The organism is Steroidobacter sp., from assembly GCF_036402275.1.
GTDB lineage: Bacteria > Pseudomonadota > Gammaproteobacteria > Steroidobacterales > Steroidobacteraceae > Steroidobacter.
The window spans coordinates 250,000-266,982 of the sequence record NZ_DASWTF010000052.1 but is presented as its reverse complement, the minus strand read 5'-3'; the positions used below and the strand labels follow the sequence as shown (position 1 = coordinate 266,982).

Annotated in this window: 19 protein-coding genes; 11 read left to right on the top strand and 8 right to left on the bottom strand. The window is 62.3% G+C overall.

All coding sequences use genetic code 11. The features are described from left to right. The first annotated feature begins 41 nt into the window (after positions 1–41). The 5 genes from VGD45_RS31630 to VGD45_RS31610 all read left to right on the top strand — a co-directional run bounded on the left by VGD45_RS31630 (position 42) and on the right by VGD45_RS31610 (position 5,095). Positions 42–605 (top strand): YqgE/AlgH family protein, encoded by a 564-nt coding sequence (locus VGD45_RS31630; protein ID WP_331159409.1) that lies wholly within the window; start codon positions 42–44, stop codon positions 603–605. Position 606: 1 nt separating this feature from the next. Then, a complete protein-coding gene (gene ruvX / locus VGD45_RS31625) occupies positions 607–1,053 on the top strand; it encodes a Holliday junction resolvase RuvX (RefSeq protein ID WP_331159408.1) in 447 nt (148 codons plus the stop codon). 104 nt (positions 1,054–1,157) lie between these two features. Continuing rightward, positions 1,158–3,584: a DUF4394 domain-containing protein gene (locus tag VGD45_RS31620; RefSeq protein ID WP_331159407.1), complete on the top strand. Its 2,427-nt coding sequence runs from the start codon at positions 1,158–1,160 to the stop codon at positions 3,582–3,584. Between the two features lie 92 nt (positions 3,585–3,676). Next, positions 3,677–4,666: an aspartate carbamoyltransferase catalytic subunit gene (locus VGD45_RS31615; protein ID WP_331159406.1), complete on the top strand. Its 990-nt coding sequence runs from the start codon at positions 3,677–3,679 to the stop codon at positions 4,664–4,666. 12 nt (positions 4,667–4,678) lie between these two features. Further along, the gene (locus VGD45_RS31610) at positions 4,679–5,095 is read left to right on the top strand and encodes a hypothetical protein (RefSeq protein ID WP_331159405.1); all 417 of its coding nucleotides are present in this window, start codon (positions 4,679–4,681) and stop codon (positions 5,093–5,095) included. Here the strand turns inward: VGD45_RS31610 and VGD45_RS31605 are convergent. The 3 genes from VGD45_RS31605 to VGD45_RS31595 form a co-directional block, all read right to left on the bottom strand. Continuing rightward, a complete protein-coding gene (locus VGD45_RS31605) occupies positions 5,082–6,212 on the bottom strand; it encodes a PilT/PilU family type 4a pilus ATPase (RefSeq protein WP_331159404.1) in 1,131 nt (376 codons plus the stop codon). The genes VGD45_RS31610 and VGD45_RS31605 overlap by 14 nt on opposite strands. Before the next feature lie 8 nt (positions 6,213–6,220). Then, entirely contained in the window at positions 6,221–7,384 is a 1,164-nt protein-coding gene (locus tag VGD45_RS31600) for a PilT/PilU family type 4a pilus ATPase (RefSeq protein ID WP_331159403.1), read from the bottom strand. Between the two features lie 76 nt (positions 7,385–7,460). Beyond that, the gene (locus VGD45_RS31595; protein ID WP_331159402.1) at positions 7,461–8,501 is read right to left on the bottom strand and encodes a type IV pilus twitching motility protein PilT; all 1,041 of its coding nucleotides are present in this window, start codon (positions 8,499–8,501) and stop codon (positions 7,461–7,463) included. A gap of 158 nt (positions 8,502–8,659) precedes the next feature. Between VGD45_RS31595 and VGD45_RS31590 the strand changes: the two genes are divergently transcribed. The 5 genes from VGD45_RS31590 (at position 8,660) to VGD45_RS31570 (ending at position 11,937) form a co-directional block, all read left to right on the top strand. Continuing rightward, a complete protein-coding gene (locus VGD45_RS31590; RefSeq protein ID WP_349263404.1) occupies positions 8,660–9,367 on the top strand; it encodes a YggS family pyridoxal phosphate-dependent enzyme in 708 nt (235 codons plus the stop codon). A gap of 18 nt (positions 9,368–9,385) precedes the next feature. Then, positions 9,386–10,207, top strand: coding sequence for a pyrroline-5-carboxylate reductase (proC, locus tag VGD45_RS31585; RefSeq protein WP_331159400.1), 822 nt, complete (start codon positions 9,386–9,388; stop codon positions 10,205–10,207). Between the two features lie 11 nt (positions 10,208–10,218). Continuing rightward, positions 10,219–10,752: a YggT family protein gene (locus VGD45_RS31580; protein ID WP_331159399.1), complete on the top strand. Its 534-nt coding sequence runs from the start codon at positions 10,219–10,221 to the stop codon at positions 10,750–10,752. Positions 10,753–10,817: 65 nt separating this feature from the next. Continuing rightward, positions 10,818–11,348, top strand: coding sequence for a DUF4426 domain-containing protein (locus tag VGD45_RS31575; protein WP_331159398.1), 531 nt, complete (start codon positions 10,818–10,820; stop codon positions 11,346–11,348). Between the two features lie 277 nt (positions 11,349–11,625). Then, the gene (locus VGD45_RS31570) at positions 11,626–11,937 is read left to right on the top strand and encodes an HU family DNA-binding protein (RefSeq protein WP_203169711.1); all 312 of its coding nucleotides are present in this window, start codon (positions 11,626–11,628) and stop codon (positions 11,935–11,937) included. Positions 11,938–12,014: 77 nt separating this feature from the next. Here VGD45_RS31570 and VGD45_RS31565 read toward each other — a convergent pair whose 3' ends face one another. Together VGD45_RS31565 and VGD45_RS31560 are read right to left on the bottom strand one after the other, a co-directional pair. Continuing rightward, complete coding sequence (locus tag VGD45_RS31565; protein ID WP_331159397.1) at positions 12,015–12,473, bottom strand: TerB family tellurite resistance protein; 459 nt, start codon at positions 12,471–12,473, stop codon at positions 12,015–12,017. 16 nt (positions 12,474–12,489) lie between these two features. Further along, entirely contained in the window at positions 12,490–13,149 is a 660-nt protein-coding gene (locus VGD45_RS31560) for an alpha/beta hydrolase (protein WP_331159396.1), read from the bottom strand. A gap of 130 nt (positions 13,150–13,279) precedes the next feature. On the opposite strand from VGD45_RS31560, the gene VGD45_RS31555 reads away from it, so the two are divergent. Continuing rightward, a complete protein-coding gene (locus VGD45_RS31555; RefSeq protein ID WP_331159395.1) occupies positions 13,280–13,927 on the top strand; it encodes a YbhB/YbcL family Raf kinase inhibitor-like protein in 648 nt (215 codons plus the stop codon). Positions 13,928–14,044: 117 nt separating this feature from the next. Here VGD45_RS31555 and VGD45_RS31550 read toward each other — a convergent pair whose 3' ends face one another. The 3 genes from VGD45_RS31550 to VGD45_RS31540 form a co-directional block, all read right to left on the bottom strand. Next, a complete protein-coding gene (locus VGD45_RS31550; RefSeq protein WP_331159394.1) occupies positions 14,045–14,536 on the bottom strand; it encodes an FKBP-type peptidyl-prolyl cis-trans isomerase in 492 nt (163 codons plus the stop codon). 18 nt (positions 14,537–14,554) lie between these two features. Further along, complete coding sequence (gene htpG / locus VGD45_RS31545; RefSeq protein ID WP_331159393.1) at positions 14,555–16,513, bottom strand: molecular chaperone HtpG; 1,959 nt, start codon at positions 16,511–16,513, stop codon at positions 14,555–14,557. Positions 16,514–16,689: 176 nt separating this feature from the next. Continuing rightward, positions 16,690–16,932, bottom strand: a complete 243-nt coding sequence (locus VGD45_RS31540) for a hypothetical protein (protein WP_331159392.1) — start codon at positions 16,930–16,932, stop codon at positions 16,690–16,692. Between the last annotated feature and the right edge of the window lie 51 nt (positions 16,933–16,983).

Below are 16,983 nucleotides of genomic sequence, written 5' to 3'. Positions count from 1 at the left end.
CGTGCTTGAGCCGGGGCGGACGCCGCCGGATACTTGGGTTCATGTCCGCAGGCGACTACCTCACCAACCAGTTCCTCATCGCCATGCCGGCGATGACCGACAGCAATTTTGCCCAGACGGTCACGTTCATCTGGGAGCACAACGCCGACGGCGCGCTCGGCATCATCATCAACCGGCCCTTGCAGATGCGGCTGCTCGACGTGTTCGAGCAGCTGAAAATGCCGACGGCGCCCGGAGTGTTCGGCCACCAGCAGGTACTGCAGGGCGGCCCGGTGCAAACCGATCGCGGCTTCGTCGTGCACCAGGTCGGCGGTCATTGGGAACATACCCGCCAGGTCTCGCCGCGCCTGCAGGTGACGACTTCACCGGACATCCTCAACGCCATGGCTCGTGGCAGCGGACCGAACACCGCGCTGGTCGCGCTCGGCTATGCCGGCTGGAGCGCCGGTCAGCTGGAAACCGAGCTCGCCCAGAATGCCTGGCTCACCGCACCGTGCGACGAACGCATTCTGTTCGACACGCCCTACGAGCAACGCTGGCGCGCCGCCGGCCGCCTGCTGGGCGTTGACCTCGCGACCATCAGCGATCAGGTCGGCCACGCCTAAGTTGAATCCTCAGGTCATCCTCGCCTTCGACTACGGCACCCGTCGCATCGGAGTCGCCAGCGGCGACACTCTGACGCGGACCGCTCGCGCGCTGACGACGATCGAGCGCGGCGAATCCGTGCCGTGGGCTGCCATCGGCAAGCTGGTACAGGAATATCAACCGTCGCAGTTCGTGGTCGGCTTGCCTTGGAACATGGACGGCACACCGACCGTGCTCACCGACGTGAGCCGCGCGTTCGCAGCTGAACTGCGGGCCCGGTTCTCCAAACCCGTCGCCCTCGTCGATGAACGATTGAGCTCCCGCGAGGCGGAAGCTCAACTTCGCGACGCTCGTGCGTCCGGAATGAAAAAGCGCCGGAACACTCACGCCGATGTCGACATGATCGCCGCCCGCATCCTGCTCGAGCAGTGGCTCGAAAACCCCCACGCCGCCGAACAGGCAACCTGACAAACAAACGCGGCATCGATTGATTCGTCACGAATCGTTGCATCCGCCATTTCCCTGTCGCCGAACTCACCGGTAACTCCGGCTGATCTTCCGACAGGCTAACGATGGCTCTGCACCCCCGCGCTCGAGTGGCTTTGTATCTAATGTTCACGTTGCCGCTCACGGGATGCGGCGGAGGTGGCGGCGGCGATGACGACGCGCCGGCGCCGCCGCCCAACAACCCTCCGGGGGGCGTCGTTCGCGGCGATACATTCGCGATCACCAGCTCCAACCGGCTCGTGAGTTTCAACAGCGCGACGCCCGCCACCAGCTCGGCTGTCGCCATCACCGGCCTGCGCTCCGGCGAAAACATCCTCGGTTTCGATCTGCGGCCCGGCGGCACGCCCGCGGGACAGATGCTGGCGGTCACCAACCAGGGCGGCTTGTATACGATCGATCCGAACAGCGCCACGGCCACGCTGAAGACCACGCTGGTCGCCGACCCGTCCGACAACAGCGATCCATACAGCTCGCTCAATGGCACGCGCGTGAGTATCGACGTGAATAACGTCGCCGACGCACTGCGCATCGTGAGCAACTCCGGCCAGAACCTGCGCGTGAACATGGACACGGGCGCGACGTTCACCGACACCATGCTCACCATCGGAGGCATCGGCGCTATCGGCGTCACCGAGGTCGCGTATACAAACAATTTCACCACGGCCTGCCGCACGACGCCGTATTACCTCGACACGACCGCGGATCGTCTGCTGATGAGCGCCAACGCCAGCGGCGGCGTTTTAACTCCGATCGGCGGCTTGACCGTCGATGCCGCGGCGATGACGGGTTTTGATATTTCCACCGCGAGCGATGGAACCAATTCCGCCGTCGCCGCGCTCAGCGTCGCCGGCGTGACTTCGCTTTATTCGATCAATCTCTCGACGGGCGCTGCCACGCTCGTCGGCCCCATCGGTAACCTGAATAGCGGCGAAAGCATTCTCGGCCTCGCGAGACCGGTGCCCGCGACGACGCCGCCACAGCCCGTCGGCGAGTTGCTCGCGTTGACCGAGAGCAATGGGTTGATCTCCTTCAACAGCGGCCTGCCTCAGGCGCTGTGCACGAATGCCACCATCAACGGTCTGCAGGGCAACGAGACGGTGCTGGGCATCGACATGCGCCCGGCTGATAACAACGTCTACGCGCTTACGAATACGGGACGGCTGTACACGGTCAACGCCGCCACCGGCACCGTGGCCTTCAGAGCCACGCTGAACGCTTCGGCCAACGACCCGTTCCAGGGGCTCGACGGCGGCAACATCACCGTCGACGTGAGCCCTGTGGCCGATGGCCTGCGCGTTCTGAGCAGCAACGGCATGAACCTGCGCGTGCTGTTCGATACGGGAGCAACGTTCACGGATGCGACGCTCACGCCGGGATCGAGCGTCACCGCCGCCGCTTACACCAACAGCTTCGCCGGCACCGGAACGAGCACGCTGTATGTCATCGATACCGCGAACGATCGGCTGCTGATTCAGGGACGACCGTCGGGCAGCCCCAACAACGGCGATCTGCAAGTCGTGGGTTCATTGGGCGTCAACGGCGACGTGCAGGCGCTCGCGGGCTTCGATATCAACGCTGTGAACAACAACGCCTTCGCGGCGTTCAACGTCGGCAACGCCACGACCTCCGACCTGTATCGCCTCAACCTGATGACCGGCGGCGCCACTCGCGTCGGTCCCATCGGGACGACGAATCGCATTCGAGCCCTGACTCACTCAACCGTGCCGCAGGCCACGCTGCTCGGCGTTACTCGCGATGCGCGCTTGGTCAGCTTCAAAGTCACGACACCGGGAACGTTTGACACCAATATGCCCATCAACGGCCTGCAAGGCGGCGAGCAGGTGCTGGGCTTCGACATTCGTCCTTCGAACGGCCTGATTTATCTGCTGACCGACGCGGGCCGCGTGTACACCGTCGATCAGGCCACGGCCCGCGCGCAGCTCGGCGCGACCTTGATGCCGAACACCAACGATCCGTTCAGGAATCTGATCGGCACGACTTTCGGCACGGACTTCAGCCCGACCGCCGACGCGCTACGCGTGCTCAGCGATGCCGAGCACAACCTCGCGGTCATTGTGGAAACCGGCGCGACCATCACGGCCAACTTCCTGAGGCGCATTCCGGCCGAGGCCAGCCGCCCTGCTCCGGACGTGGTGGCGATCGCGTACACCAGCAACTTCGCCGGCACCAACGACACCACGTTGTTCAACGTCGATCTGGGCACCAACTCGCTGGTGAGCCAGAAGCCTGCGAACGCCGGCATGCTGACCACCATCGGACCGTTGTCCAGCACGCAAACCTTTACCTTCAGCGGCGGATTCGACATCGCGGGCGGCGACGACGGCCTCGCGGTCGCGGCCTTGCAGCCGACGGGCAGCTCGCAATCCACGCTCTATCGGGTGAACCTGCGCACCGGCGCGCTGACGGACATGGGACCGATCGGCGCGGCTGGCACGCTGCCACTCAACGGTCTGACGATCCGGCTGCGATAACCACGAATCATGGCTTGCCCGGCGGCGTTAGGCCGCCGGGCTGACATCGCCCTGCCTCGGTCGGCGCGCTTGGACTACAATCGCGCCCTGCCATGACGACCACCGACACCAGCGCTCGAGTACAGCGCGACGCCGAAGGGCGACTCCGACATCTCATCACCCTGGACGGCCTGAGCCGCGACGAAATGGTCGCGTTGCTGGATTTGGCCCAGTTCTACGTACGCACTCCCGGCGATCTCCCGGCGCGGGATCAGTCGTTGGCAGGCCACACGGTCGCCAACCTGTTCTTCGAGCCCAGCACGCGAACCCGCGTGTCGTTCGAGCTGGCCGCTCAGCGACTGGGCGCCGACGTGGTCAATCTGGACATGCAATCGTCCTCGCGAGTGAAGGGCGAGACGGTGCTCGATACGATTTACACGCTGCAGGCCATGCTCGCCGACATCCTCGTGATGCGCGACGCAGAGCCCGGCCTGCCCGCCTACGTCGCCCGGCATGTCGCTCCTCATGTTTGTATCTTGAATGCCGGCGAGGCGCACATCTCACATCCGACGCAGGGCCTGCTCGACGCGCTCACCGTGCGGCAAGCCAAGGGCGACTTCAGCAAGCTGAAAATATTGATCGCCGGCGACATCAGTCACTCTCGCGTCGCCCGCTCCGCGTGGCGCGCCTTCACGACGCTCGGCGTGGAAGAGCTGCGAATCGCCGCGCCGGAAGATCTGATGCCGGGTAAGAACGAGTTCGAGGGCGCGACGCGTTATACAAACATCGACAAGGCCATTGCCGACGTCGATGTGGTGATGGCGCTGCGCATTCAGCGCGAGCGCATGAGCGGCGCTTTGATTCCCGATGAAGCGTCTTATCACCGCACCTTCGGCATCACGGCCGAACGCCTGACCAAAGCGCGCCCGGGCGCGATCGTCATGCACCCCGGCCCGATGAACCGCGACGTCGAAATCGCCAGCAACGTGGCGGACGGCCCGCAATCCGTCATCCAGCAACAAGTGACCAACGGCGTCGCCGTGCGCATGGCCGTGCTCGCCACCATCGCCCGCAACGTGCAGGCGCGCCGTCACTTCCAGTGATGAAGGTGCGTCGTGCGACTCCTGATCGGCTCGGACTCTGGATACGCGGCGCTGGTTCGCGCCGCCACTGACTTACATCAAGCCGACGAGCGCTCGCCGCTGCTCGTCCTGTTCGGCGCCGAGAGCGCCTTTTCCTTCCGCCCTCGCCCCTCGACCATTCTGGTGCCAGGCATGCCTGACGGGGTGATCGCCGCGATTCCCCCGCTGGAGGAGTTTGGCATCGCCAGTCGCTTGGCGAGTCCCATGGGGTTACCGGGTTGTTACGACGGAACCGTGATCGAATTGGCCGAGCAGTGGCTGCAATCGGCTGACGCTGGATTACGGGAAGGAATGTATCTCGCGGTCGCCGGGCCGGATGTCACCATCGCGGCGGCCGAGAATCTCGGCCGCCGCTTGGGATTGTCCGTCGACGTAATCAGCCGAAGTTGATCTTCGCTTCCAGGTTGGTGCGAGAGTCCGCGTAGGTCAGCGCGTCTTCCATGGTGATGCGGCCGGCCTTGTACAGCTCGTACAGCGCCGTATCGAAGTGCTGCATGCCCTTTTCCGAGCTGGTGCGCAGGGCTTCCTTCGCGCCGAGCACGTCGCCCTTCTTAATGAGCTCCTGCACGTGCGGCGTGTTGATCAGCAGTTCCACGGCAGCGACGCGACGTTTGTTCTTACCGGGCACCAGACGTTGCGCGATGATGGCGCGCAGGTACTGGGAAATATCCAGGAAGATCTGCGTGTGCTGCTCCAACGGGAACATGTTGATGATGCGGTCGAGCGTTTCGGCCGCGTTGTTCGCGTGCAAGGTCGCCAGCACCAGATGCCCCGTACCGGCGAGCATGATCGCCGACTCCATGGTCTCGCGATCGCGAATCTCACCGATCAGCAGCACGTCCGGCGCGGCTCGCATAGCGCTGCGAAGCGCGCGAGCGTATGACTTGGTGTCCAGGCCGACTTCGCGCTGATTGATGATGGACTTCTTGTTCGAGTGCAGGAACTCGATCGGATCCTCGATGGTGATGATGTGGTCCGAGGAGTTCTCGTTGCGATAGTTGATCATCGACGCGAGCGTGGTCGACTTGCCCGAGCCGGTCGCGCCGACCATGAGCAACAGACCGCGCTTCATCATCATCAGATCTTTCAGGATCTCCGGCAGGCCGAGATCGTCGATGCGCGGCATGTCGGCGGTGATGTAACGAAGCACCATCGCGGGATTGCCGCGTTGATGGAACACGTTCACACGGAAGCGGCCGAGGCCCGGCTCGGAGATCGCGAAGTCGATTTCCAGCTCGTCGTTGAAAGCGTCGATCTGCTCTTGCGTCATCAGACCGTAAGCGGCCTGCCGCACCACTTCCGGCGTCAGCATCTGCTTGTTGACCGGGAAGATCTGGCCTTCGATCTTGATCTTGATGGGCGCGTAGGAGGTGAAGAACAAGTCGGAGGCGCGCTTGTCCACCATCAACTTGAAGAGCGGCTTGGTGTTGAGAACGACCTGGCGTTCTTCACCCGTGCTGTCAGCCGCGCCGGTTTCGTTCTCAACTGTTTCGCTGTCGGCAGCCATGTGTGCAACTACCTACCAATTACGCCTTCAGTCTCTTCTTCCATGATGCGCAGGCTGTCGCCCGCCTCATCCGAAAGCTTCATCTCGCGCTTGCTCTCGAGCTTGATCCGCAGGCGCACCTCGTTCTTCGAGTCCGCGTTACGTAACGCATCCTCGTAGGAAATCATGCCACTCTCGTACAGGTCGAACAGCGACTGGTCGAAGGTCTTCATGCCCAGACGATTCGACTTGCCCATGACTTCCTTGATCTGGGCCACCTCGCCCTTGAAGATCAGGTCCGCGATCAGCGGCGAATTCAGCATGATTTCCATGGCGGCAATGCGGCCGGTGCCGGACTCGCGCGGAATCAGGCGCTGGGAAATCAGCGCTCGGATGTTCAACGACAGATCCATCAGCAATTGTTCCCGGCGCTCTTCCGGGAAGAAGTTGATGATGCGGTCCAGCGCCTGGTTGGCGCTGTTGGCGTGCAGCGTGGCGAGCACCAGGTGGCCGGTTTCGGCGAACTGAATGCCGTATTCCATCGTATCGCGGTCACGGATTTCGCCGATCAGGATCACGTCCGGCGCCTGACGCAGCGTGTTCTTGAGCGCGACGTGCCAGCTCTCGCAATCCACGCCGACTTCGCGGTGCGTGATCACACAGCCCTTGTGGTTGTGCACGTACTCGACCGGATCTTCGATGGTGATGATGTGGCCGCGGGTCTTTTCGTTGCGATAGTTCAACATCGCGGCGAGCGAGGTGGACTTACCGGAACCGGTGCCGCCGACGAGAATCACCAAGCCTCGCTTGCTCATCACGACGTCGCGCAGGACGTTCGGCAGCAGCATCTCTTCCAGCGTGGGGATCTTGGCGTTGATGGTTCGCACCACGCAGCCGATCTGACCCTGCTGCACGAACGCGCTGACGCGGAAGCGGCCGATGCCAGCGGGCGCGATCGCGAAGTTACATTCCTTGGACGCGTCGAAATCTCGCGTCTGCTTGTCGTTCATGATGGAACGGACCAGCACCGCGGCCTGCTCCGTCGTGAGCACACGCTCGGACTGCGGGCGGATCTCGCCGTCGATCTTGATGGCGGGCGGGAAACCCGCCGTGATGAACAGGTCCGAGCCCTTGCGGTCGACGACGCGCTTGAGCAGGTCCTGCATCAGCTTGATAGCTTGTTCGCGTTCCATTTCGCAACCTACCTAAATTTCTGTCCCACCTTGTCAGATGGATGTGCCCCCGCCTGCGGCGGGGGCACGATGACAATCAGAACGCGTCCTTGTTTTGAGCTCGGAAGCGCGCTTCTTCCTTAGTAACGACGCCCTTCTGGAGCAACTCGGTCAGACACTGGTCGAGCGTCTGCATGCCGTCTTTCTGGCCGGTCTGGATGGCCGAATACATCTGCGCGATCTTGCCTTCGCGAATCAGGTTACGAATCGCGGGCGTGCCGATCATGATCTCGTGCGCGGCGACGCGGCCGCCGCCGATGCGCTTGAGCAGCGACTGCGAAATCGCCGCGCGCAACGACTCCGACAACATGGTTCGCACCATTTCTTTTTCGGCGGCGGGAAACACGTCGACGATACGGTCGATGGTCTTCGCGGCCGAGCTCGTGTGCAGCGTGCCGAACACCAGGTGCCCGGTTTCGGCGGCCGTCAGGGCCAGACGAATCGTCTCCAGGTCGCGCATTTCGCCGACCAGCACCACGTCCGGGTCTTCGCGCAGCGCCGAGCGCAAAGCTTCCGAAAAGCCAAGAGTGTCACGATGCACTTCGCGCTGATTGACCAGCGAGCGCTTGCTCTCGTGCACGAACTCGATCGGATCCTCGATGGTGATGATGTGGTCCGGCTTGTTGTCGTTCACGTAATTGACCATCGCGGCCAGCGTGGTCGACTTGCCCGAGCCGGTCGGCCCGGTCACCAGCACCAGACCGCGCGGCTGCATGGCGAGGTCCTTGAAAATCTTCGGCGCGTTCAAATCGTCCAGCGACATGATCAGCGACGGAATGGTCCGGAACACCGCGGCCGCGCCGCGGCTCTGGTTGAACGCATTCACGCGGAAGCGCGCCAGCTTGGGAATCTCGAAGGAAAAGTCCGTCTCGTAGAACTCTTCATAAGCCTTGCGCTGCTTGTCATTCATAATGTCGTACACCATGCTGTGTACTTCCTTATGAGTGAGCGCCGGCATGTTGACGCGCTTCATGTCGCCGTCGACCCGGATCATGGGCGGCACGCCGGCCGACAGATGCAGGTCCGAGGCATTGTTCTTGACGGCGAAGGCCAACAGCTGCGCGATATCGACAGGCATGAATCTTCCTTACAGTCGGCCCTGCCGCCGGCCCGCTACCGGCGGGTCTCGAGCGGGGCGATGCGGACGCAAAAGACGAGCGTGCGGCAGTATAAACGGGCGATACCGGGCTCAATATGTTAACCGGTCCGCAGATTTCGGCTGACACAGTGACCGTCATGTCTATCCATGGGGTCGAACGAAACCTGGAAAATCGCTGGACGGAAACCCGGCAACGCATTGCGTCGGCGGCGACGCGGTGGGGCAGACTGTGCGATTCGGTCGGGCTGGTCGCAATCAGTAAGGGCCACCCGACTGTCGCCATTCGGGAACTGGCGGCGCTGGGCCAGCGCGACTTCGGCGAAAACTACCTGCAGGAAGCGCTGCCCAAGCTCCAGGAATTACAGGATCTGAAGCTCACCTGGCACTTCACCGGCCAGCTTCAGGGCAACAAGACGCGGCCCGTGGCCGAACACTTCGACTGGGTGCACACCCTGGACCGGGAGCGGATCGCGATCCGTCTCAACGAGCAGCGGCCGCACTACGCCCCGCCACTCAATATATGTGTGCAGGTCAGCCTGGAGCCCGAGCCCGGCAAGGGCGGCGTGCCGCCGGAGGAAGTGTTGCCGCTAGCTCGAAAAGTGGCGACGCTGCCGAAGCTCAAGCTGCGTGGCCTGATGTGCATTCCACCGCCGCGCGAGAGTTTCGACGAGCAGCGCGCGCTGTTCGAACAGCTGGCTGTTCTTCAGCGCCAACTCGTTGACGCAGGTCTGGCGCTCGACACTTTATCCATGGGGATGACGGCGGATCTGGAAGCCGCCGTGGCGGCGGGAGCCACTTGGGTCAGAATCGGCACGGCCATCTTTGGCGAGCGCCAGTACAAATAGATACGGTTCAGAGTAAACATGAAACAACGCATCGCATTCATCGGCGGCGGCAACATGGGCCGCAGCCTGATCGGGGGATTGATCGCCAAAGGCATGGATCCGGCGAACATCGTGGTCGCCGATCCGTACGCCCCCACCCTGCAATCACTGCAAACCGACTACAAAGTACGGACCGCCAGCAACAATGCCGACGCCGTGCGCGACGCGGACGTGGTGCTGCTCGCGGTCAAGCCGCAGATGTTGCGTGATGTGGTCACCTCCCTGCAGGAGCAGATCCTCAGCACTCGTCCTTTGTTGATCTCGATCGCAGCCGGCATTCTCGCCGTCGACATTCAGCGTTGGGCGGGCGGCGTGCAGGTCGTGCGTTGCATGCCGAATCGGCCGGCGCTGCAGGGCTGCGGCGTCACCGCGCTTTATGCGAACGATCAGGTCACTGCAGCGAATCGCGCACTTTCGGAACAAATCCTGGGAGCGGTCGGCGCCACGCTGTGGGTTCAGCATGAAAGCGACATGGACACCGTGACCGCGATCTCCGGCAGCGGCCCGGCGTACTTTTTCCTGCTGATCGAAATGCTGGAAGCGGCCGGTCAATCGATGGGATTGTCCGCCGAGGTTGCGCGCAAGCTGGCCGTCGAGACTGCGTATGGCTCCGGCTTCATGGCGCGCGAGTCAACCGATTCACCTGCAACTCTGCGCCAGCAGGTCACTTCCAAAGGCGGCACGACGGAAGCAGCGCTCAAGCATCTCGAAGCGAGCAACGTCCGTGCTATCTTTTCGCAGGCCGTGACCGCCGCCGCGCAACGCTCGGCGCAACTTGCCAAAGAATTGGGTAGCGCGTAACTCCGTCAATCATGGATGCAATACGATTCATCGTCGGCACCTTGCTTCAGGTGCTGCTCGTCACCGTCTTCCTGTTGCGCGTGTTGCTGCCGCTGGCACGCGCCGATTCGCGCAATCAACTGTCGCAAGCCGTGATCCGGATGACCAATCCGCTGGTGCTGCCACTTCGTAAAGTACTGCCGCCGATCGGCAAGGTCGACACTGCGTCCATCGTCGCGTTGATCGTCGTGCAGGCGGCGGCGGTCGCCTTGATGTGGTTACTGGGCGGTTACCCGTTCGTCTACACGCCGGGACAGTTCGTCTTCGCCGTGTTCCTGACGCTGATCAGGACCATCCTGAACTTCTACATCTTCGCGCTGTTCCTGTACGTGATCCTGAGCTGGATCGCGCCGGGCACGCACAGCCCGGGCGCGGCGCTGATCGATACCTTGTGCGAACCGCTGCTGCGTCCGGTGCGCCGGCTGATTCCGCCGCTCGGCGGTTTCGACTTGTCGGCGCTGTTCGTGATCATCGGTTTGCAGGCGATAAACATCGCGATCACTTGAGCGCGCAATCGGTGCTATAAACAGTTCTCCATCGTCACGGATCATTTCCGATTTGGAGAAGGCCGGTGCTCAATAACAAGACCGTTCCGAAGACTTCCCGGTGGATCGCCGCCCCGCTCGCGGCGACGCTGCTCGGCTCCCTGTTTGGACTGGTGGGGCTGACCGGCTGCAGCGAGCAACCCGAACAACGCGCCATGCCGGCGCAGGCCCTGGACGAGACGTTCAAGGACTTCGGAAATTACGAGGTGCACTTCAACGCGCTCCGCACCGACGAGCTGACTCCCGACGTGTCGCGCGTGTACGGGATCCAGCGCAGCGCCAATCGGGTCATGCTCAACGTCACGGTGTTACGCAAGGAAGCGGAACATGCGCCACGCAAGCCCGTGGAAGCCACGGTCGCGGTGGACGCCTACAACTTGAACGGCCAGCTGAAGGACATCGAAATGCGGCGCGTTTCCGAGGGTGAAGCGATCTACAACATCGGCGAGGTGTCGATCTCGGGCACGGAAATCCTGGTGTTCGACATCAACGTGACGCCCACCGGGGAGTCGACGCCGTTCAACGTGAAGTTGAAACGCGAATTCGTCGCCAATTGATTGACTCGTCGTTCAATGCCGCGCGCCGTGGAACACGTGGAACATGCACAACGCCTCCCGGCATCGGCCGTAAGTCGCATTCGCCTGACGCGCACGGCCCTGGCGCAGTGCTATCGGACGTGAGGGAGCGCGCGCGAGCCTGAAAAAATAGGCGAAAAAGTCGGTTCGCTGCTTATTTCCCGGCAAATCTTGTGCTATTTTCCGCGCGTCTTGCGATTGCCCGCGACCGATCCTGTTCGAGACGGCGCGATTTGTCACTTACTTAGGAGACTACAAAATGGCAAAGAAGAATGCTGCGCCGACCAAGTCGGAGATCCTTGCGCAGATTTCCAAAGACACCGGTCTTGCCAAGAAGCAGGTGTCGGATGTGTTTGAGTCCTTGGGCGGCGTAGTGAAGAAGAGCCTGAAGGGTTCGGGACTGTTCACCCTGCCGGGCCTGCTGAAGATGAAGGTCGTGAAGAAGCCGGCCACCAAGGCCCGCGAAGGCATCAACCCCTTCACCGGCGAAAAGATGACGTTCAAGGCCAAGCCCGCCAGCAAGAAAGTGCGCATCGCGGCGCTGAAGAGCCTCAAGGAGATGGTGAACTAAGTTTCACCGTTCCGAAGTTAGCTTCGCGGCGCCGGAGTCGTCCGGCGCCGTCCCTCCCCGATAGTCTCAGCGATCGGTCACCGATCGGAATCGACGACCACTTTCAGTTTCAGCCGCACCCGGTCGCGATCCGAAATATGCAGTAAGCCGGCGATCCGCCGGATCAGATGCTCCTCGTGCTTGTCGATGCGGCCGTCGGCATGACTGACGTGCCAGAGCATTTCCACGATCGCGAGCTTGTCTTCTTCGGGTAATTCCCGGTTCATCCGATGCGTCAGCTCATGCAGCGACACCGCCTTGTCGGCGCGGCGCGCGGCGTTGACCATCAGCACGTTCAGCGCGTCGTCAGTGAGCTCGAAACGCTTCTGTAGCAGGTGACGGATCGCCTGCACTTCTGCGTCGTTCTCGGAAAAATCGGCGCGCGCCAACTCCAGCAGCAAGGCCGCGGTCGCCAGCTCGAACGGCTCGCGATCCTCCAGCACGCCGCGCGGCAGCGGCTCCTCGCCAAAAATCTTTTTCAACTGAGCCAGTAACATGCGTACTCCGTAGGCCTCACCGCCCCAACTGCGCCAGCTCGATCAGCCAGCGCACGACCGTTTGCCGCAAATCGTTCAAGCGGCCATGAAAGAAGTGTTCCACGCCTTCGAGCATTACCAATCGTGGCGACTCGGGCAAATCCTGCGCCCATTGTTGGATGTCGCTCGGCTCGACCAGTTCATCTTGATCGCCCTGCACGATCAACCAGGGACACTGAGGTAACGAGACTGTGTCCACGCTGACTCTGCGAATCGCCGGGGCGATGGTGACGAGGCGTGCGACTTCGCGATTGGCGGCGGCGCGAATGGCGACCGCACCTCCGAAAGAGAATCCACCCAACCACAGCTTCGCGCCAGGCCAGCGCTCGGCGGCCCAATCCAGCACGGCCTGCGCGTCGGCGGTCTCGCCATTACCTTCATCGTAGGTGCCAGTGCTCGCACCGACGCCGCGATAGTTGAAACGCACCGCCGGCGCACCCGCTTCGTTGAACGCCTTGGCGAGCGAATACACCACCTTATTGGTCATGGTGCCGCCGTAGAGCGGATGCGGGTGACAGACGACCGCGACGGCTTCGGGCGTACCCGCCGTGGTGGGTTCGTCGAGCAGCGCTTCGATAGTGCCGGCGGGGCCGGGAATGGTCAGTGTTCGCGTGGGAGTCGGAGAGCTTGCAGTCATTCTTCCAGGGTACCATTCATGTGGGGATGAGACGGGGGTCCGCGTTTCGTCAGCGAAGATTTCGCGCCGGATGACGGAACATCGACCGCCGTCCTTCAGTTTTTTCTCATCCGGATATCGCGAGACCGACATGAAGCTCACCTCCTCCAGCTTCCAGCACGATCAGCCCATCCCTGAGAAATTCGCCTTCGGTGCGCCAGATCCCGTGCTGCACATCCGACTCACGGACAATCACAACCCGCACCTGCAGTGGAGCGGCGCGCCCGCGGAGACGCGCAGTTTCGCCTTGATCTGCGTCGATCCCGACGTGCCGAGCAAGCCCGACGACGTGAACCAGGAAGGCAAGAGCGTACCGGCCAGCCTGCCGCGCACCGATTTCTATCACTGGGTGATGGTGGATATTCCACCGCAAATCACCGAAATCAAAGCCGGTGCAAGCTCCAACGGCATCGTCGCCGGCGGCAAGAAGGAATTGGGCGGACCCGACGGATCCCGACAAGGTGTGAATGACTACACGGGCTGGTTTGCCGGCGACGCCGACATGAAAGGCACGTACAAGGGCTACGACGGCCCGTGCCCGCCGTGGAACGACGAGATCGTGCATCACTACAACTTCACCGTCTATGCGCTGAGCTGCGCTCGCGCGCCGGTCGAAGGCGACTTCACCGGTCAACAAGTTCTCCAGGCGATTCGCCCGCACATCCTCGCGCAGGCGACACTCACCGGGACTTATTCGAACAATCCCAAATTCAACAAACCGAAGCCGTTGGAGAAATGAGCCAACGCCAATCGGGTACATGGATGTACCCCGCCGCTGCAGGCGGCGGCGAGAGGCAAAAGTCACGCCTTTTGCCGACTCGCACGAGGGTCGTGGCAGGATGCCCGATCCCGAGTTTCAATCAGCCGCGTCTTCGATTGCGAGCAGCTCGATATCAAACAGCAGCGTCGCGTTCGGCGGGATCTGGCCGCCGCCGGCGCCGGTGGCGCCGTAGCCGAGCTCGGAGGGGATGATCAGCTGACGTTGGCCGCCGGGCTGCATGCCTTGCACGCCCTCTTCCCAACCTTTGATCACGCCACCCGCGCCGATGGTGAAACGGAACGGTTTGCCGCGGGTACGCGAGCTGTCGAACTGTTGGCCTTTGTGATCTGGCGCAGCCGGGTCGTACAGCCAGCCGGTGTAATGCACGACTGCCTGCTGACCGGAAGAAATCCCTTCGCCCGCGCCCTTCACGATATCGATCTTCTGCAGCTCGGTAATCGCAGGCGCCGGAGCGCTCGGGGCCGGACTATCCGCCGGCCTGCGAGCAGTGCTCGGAGCGTCGTTGCTGCACGCCGCCGCGAGCAAAGCCGCGGCGACGCCGATACAAACAAACTTGTTGTTCTTCATCACGAATGATCGAGCCTCTCAGGCGGTCTTCATCAACAAACGATTCAACCGCTGCACGAAGGCCGAAGGCTCGGGCAGCTGACCGCCGTCGGCGAGCGTCGCCTGTTCGAACAGCAGCATGGACAGATCGTTGAACTCGGCGTCTTCGGCCGTCTTCTCGATCCGTTGCAACAGCGGGTGATTCGGGTTCACTTCGAGGGTCGGCTTGCTGACCGGCGCCTTCTGGCCCGCCGCCTCCATGATCCTGCGCATCTGCGCGCCCATGTCATATTGACCGAGCACCAGACAAGCAGGCGAGTCGGCGAGACGCGCCGTCACGCGCACATCGCTGACCTGCTCGGTGAGCGCCTTCTTAATCCGCTCGACCAGCTCGGTGTGACCCTTGGACAGCTCTTCCTGCGCCTTCTTTTCTTCCTCGGACTGAATGGCCGAGAAATCCAGCTCGCCACGCGCCACGTTCTTGAGCTGCTTGCCGTCGAACTCGCGCAGGTGATCGACCAGCCATTCGTCGACGCGATCCGACAGCAGCAGCACTTCGATCCCCTTCTTCCGCAGCACTTCCAGATGTGGGCTCGATTTGGCGGCGGTGAAGCTGTCCGCGATGACGTAATAGATTTCTTTCTGGCCTTCCTTCATGCGGCCAACGTAGTCCTCGAGCGACACGTCCTGCTCGGCCTTGTCCGCCAGCGTGCTCGAGAAGCGCAGCAGCTTCGCGATGCGCTCGCGATTGGCGTGATCCTCGGCCGGACCTTCCTTCATCACCGTGCCGAATTCTTTCCAGAACGTCGCGTACTTCTCCGGCTCGTCCTTCGCCATCTTCGCGAGCATGTCGAGCACGCGGCGCGCGAGACCGGTCTTCATGGTTTCGATGGCCGGATCCTGCTGCAGCATCTCGCGCGAGATGTTGAGCGGCAGATCCGCCGAATCGACCACGCCTTTGACGAATCGCAGATACAGCGGCAGGAACTGCTCCGCGTCGTCCATGATGAACACACGACGCACATAGAGCTTCAGCCCGCGAGCGCCTTCGCGATGCCACAGGTCATACGGCGCGCGCGATGGGATATACAACAGGCTCGTATATTCCTTCTTGCCCTCGACCTTACCGTGCGACCACGCGAGCGGATCGGTGAAATCGTGCGTGACGTGGCGATAGAACTCTTTGTATTCCTCGTCCTTCAACTCGGTGCGCGGACGGGCCCAGAGCGCCTGCGCGTGATTGACGGTTTCGAACTCCGGCTTGGCCTCTTCTTCCTTCGCGACTTCGGCAACCACCGACTCGTCTTTCTTTTCCTCGTCCTCGGCCTTGTAAGGCGCGGGCTTCGGCATGCGCACGGCGAACGCGATATGGTCGGAGTACTTCCGCACCAGGGAACGAATGCGATATTGATCGGCGAACTCGTGCCCCTCTTCTTTCAGATGCAGCACGATGCGAGTGCCGCGTTCGGGAAGCGTTACGTCTGACACGGTGAATTCACCGTCTCCGTTCGAGACCCAGTGCACGCCCGCACCCGATTCGAGGCCGGCACGGCGCGAGAACACTTCCACTTTGTCGGCGACGATGAACGAAGAATAGAAGCCGACACCGAACTGGCCGATCAGCTGCGCGTCCTTTTTCTGATCGCCGGTGAGGCGCGACAGGAAATCCGCGGTGCCGGACTTGGCGATGGTGCCGAGGTGCTCGATGGCTTCCTGGCGGCTCATGCCGATGCCGTTGTCGACGATGGTGACGGTGTGCGCCTTGGAATCGGCGTCGATGGTGATGGTCAGCTCGCCGCCGCCTTCCAGCAGCTCGGGCTTGGCGAGCGCTTCGAAGCGGAGCTTGTCGAGCGCGTCGGAAGCGTTGGAGATCAACTCGCGGAGAAAGATTTCCTTGTGGCTGTACAGCGAATGGATCATCAGCTTCAGCAGCTGCTTCACCTCAGCCTGGAAGCCCAACGTCTGGGCCTGAGTCTCGTGCGTACCCGTGTCGTTCATGTAGTGCTCTCCATAAGTTCGCGTCGCGCGCAGCGCCTGAAAGCTGACTGCACGGTGAGGCCGGTCCGGGAGGCCGGCAATGATAGATAACGCGTCGGCTTATGGGGACCCGGCTGGAGAGTTCAAGCGCGGGTCACGGCAATTCTCCCTCATATATCCGAGGCAGGGAGCGGGAATCAGTCGTCGTTCGACAATCGCTTGGCAAGGCTCGCCCGGCGGCGGCGAATGTGCTCGGCCAGCGGCACGGACAGCATCAAGCCAATGATGGCCAAGGTGGCCTCCGGCGCGAGCATCAAGGCGAATCCGGTGAGCGCGAATAAGGCGAAAGCCACCAGGAAGCTCAGGATTTTCGGCGCCAGGTGCCGCACGGCGCCCACGGCATCGTCAAGGTTGTCGGCCCACAGCAGCAGGAATTCCATCTGGGATCCTTCGAGGTTGACGGCGACGACTCTAGCCGCGCCCGGATGAGG

Bases quoted from the DNA above. Each gene is read 5' to 3' on its own strand.
- VGD45_RS31630 (WP_331159409.1), top strand. From the start codon at position 42: ATGTCCGCAGGCGACTACCTCACCAACCAGTTCCTCATCGCCATGCCG.
- VGD45_RS31620 (WP_331159407.1), top strand. From the start codon at position 1,158: ATGGCTCTGCACCCCCGCGCTCGAGTGGCTTTGTATCTAATGTTCACG.
- VGD45_RS31615 (WP_331159406.1), top strand. From the start codon at position 3,677: ATGACGACCACCGACACCAGCGCTCGAGTACAGCGCGACGCCGAAGGG.
- VGD45_RS31605 (WP_331159404.1), bottom strand. From the start codon at position 6,212: ATGGCTGCCGACAGCGAAACAGTTGAGAACGAAACCGGCGCGGCTGAC.
- VGD45_RS31600 (WP_331159403.1), bottom strand. From the start codon at position 7,384: ATGGAACGCGAACAAGCTATCAAGCTGATGCAGGACCTGCTCAAGCGC.
- VGD45_RS31595 (WP_331159402.1), bottom strand. From the start codon at position 8,501: ATGCCTGTCGATATCGCGCAGCTGTTGGCCTTCGCCGTCAAGAACAAT.
- VGD45_RS31590 (WP_349263404.1), top strand. From the start codon at position 8,660: ATGTCTATCCATGGGGTCGAACGAAACCTGGAAAATCGCTGGACGGAA.
- proC (WP_331159400.1), top strand. From the start codon at position 9,386: ATGAAACAACGCATCGCATTCATCGGCGGCGGCAACATGGGCCGCAGC.
- VGD45_RS31580 (WP_331159399.1), top strand. From the start codon at position 10,219: ATGGATGCAATACGATTCATCGTCGGCACCTTGCTTCAGGTGCTGCTC.
- VGD45_RS31570 (WP_203169711.1), top strand. From the start codon at position 11,626: ATGGCAAAGAAGAATGCTGCGCCGACCAAGTCGGAGATCCTTGCGCAG.
- VGD45_RS31565 (WP_331159397.1), bottom strand. From the start codon at position 12,473: ATGTTACTGGCTCAGTTGAAAAAGATTTTTGGCGAGGAGCCGCTGCCG.
- VGD45_RS31560 (WP_331159396.1), bottom strand. From the start codon at position 13,149: ATGACTGCAAGCTCTCCGACTCCCACGCGAACACTGACCATTCCCGGC.
- VGD45_RS31555 (WP_331159395.1), top strand. From the start codon at position 13,280: ATGAAGCTCACCTCCTCCAGCTTCCAGCACGATCAGCCCATCCCTGAG.
- VGD45_RS31550 (WP_331159394.1), bottom strand. From the start codon at position 14,536: ATGAAGAACAACAAGTTTGTTTGTATCGGCGTCGCCGCGGCTTTGCTC.
- htpG (WP_331159393.1), bottom strand. From the start codon at position 16,513: ATGAACGACACGGGTACGCACGAGACTCAGGCCCAGACGTTGGGCTTC.
- VGD45_RS31540 (WP_331159392.1), bottom strand. From the start codon at position 16,932: ATGGAATTCCTGCTGCTGTGGGCCGACAACCTTGACGATGCCGTGGGC.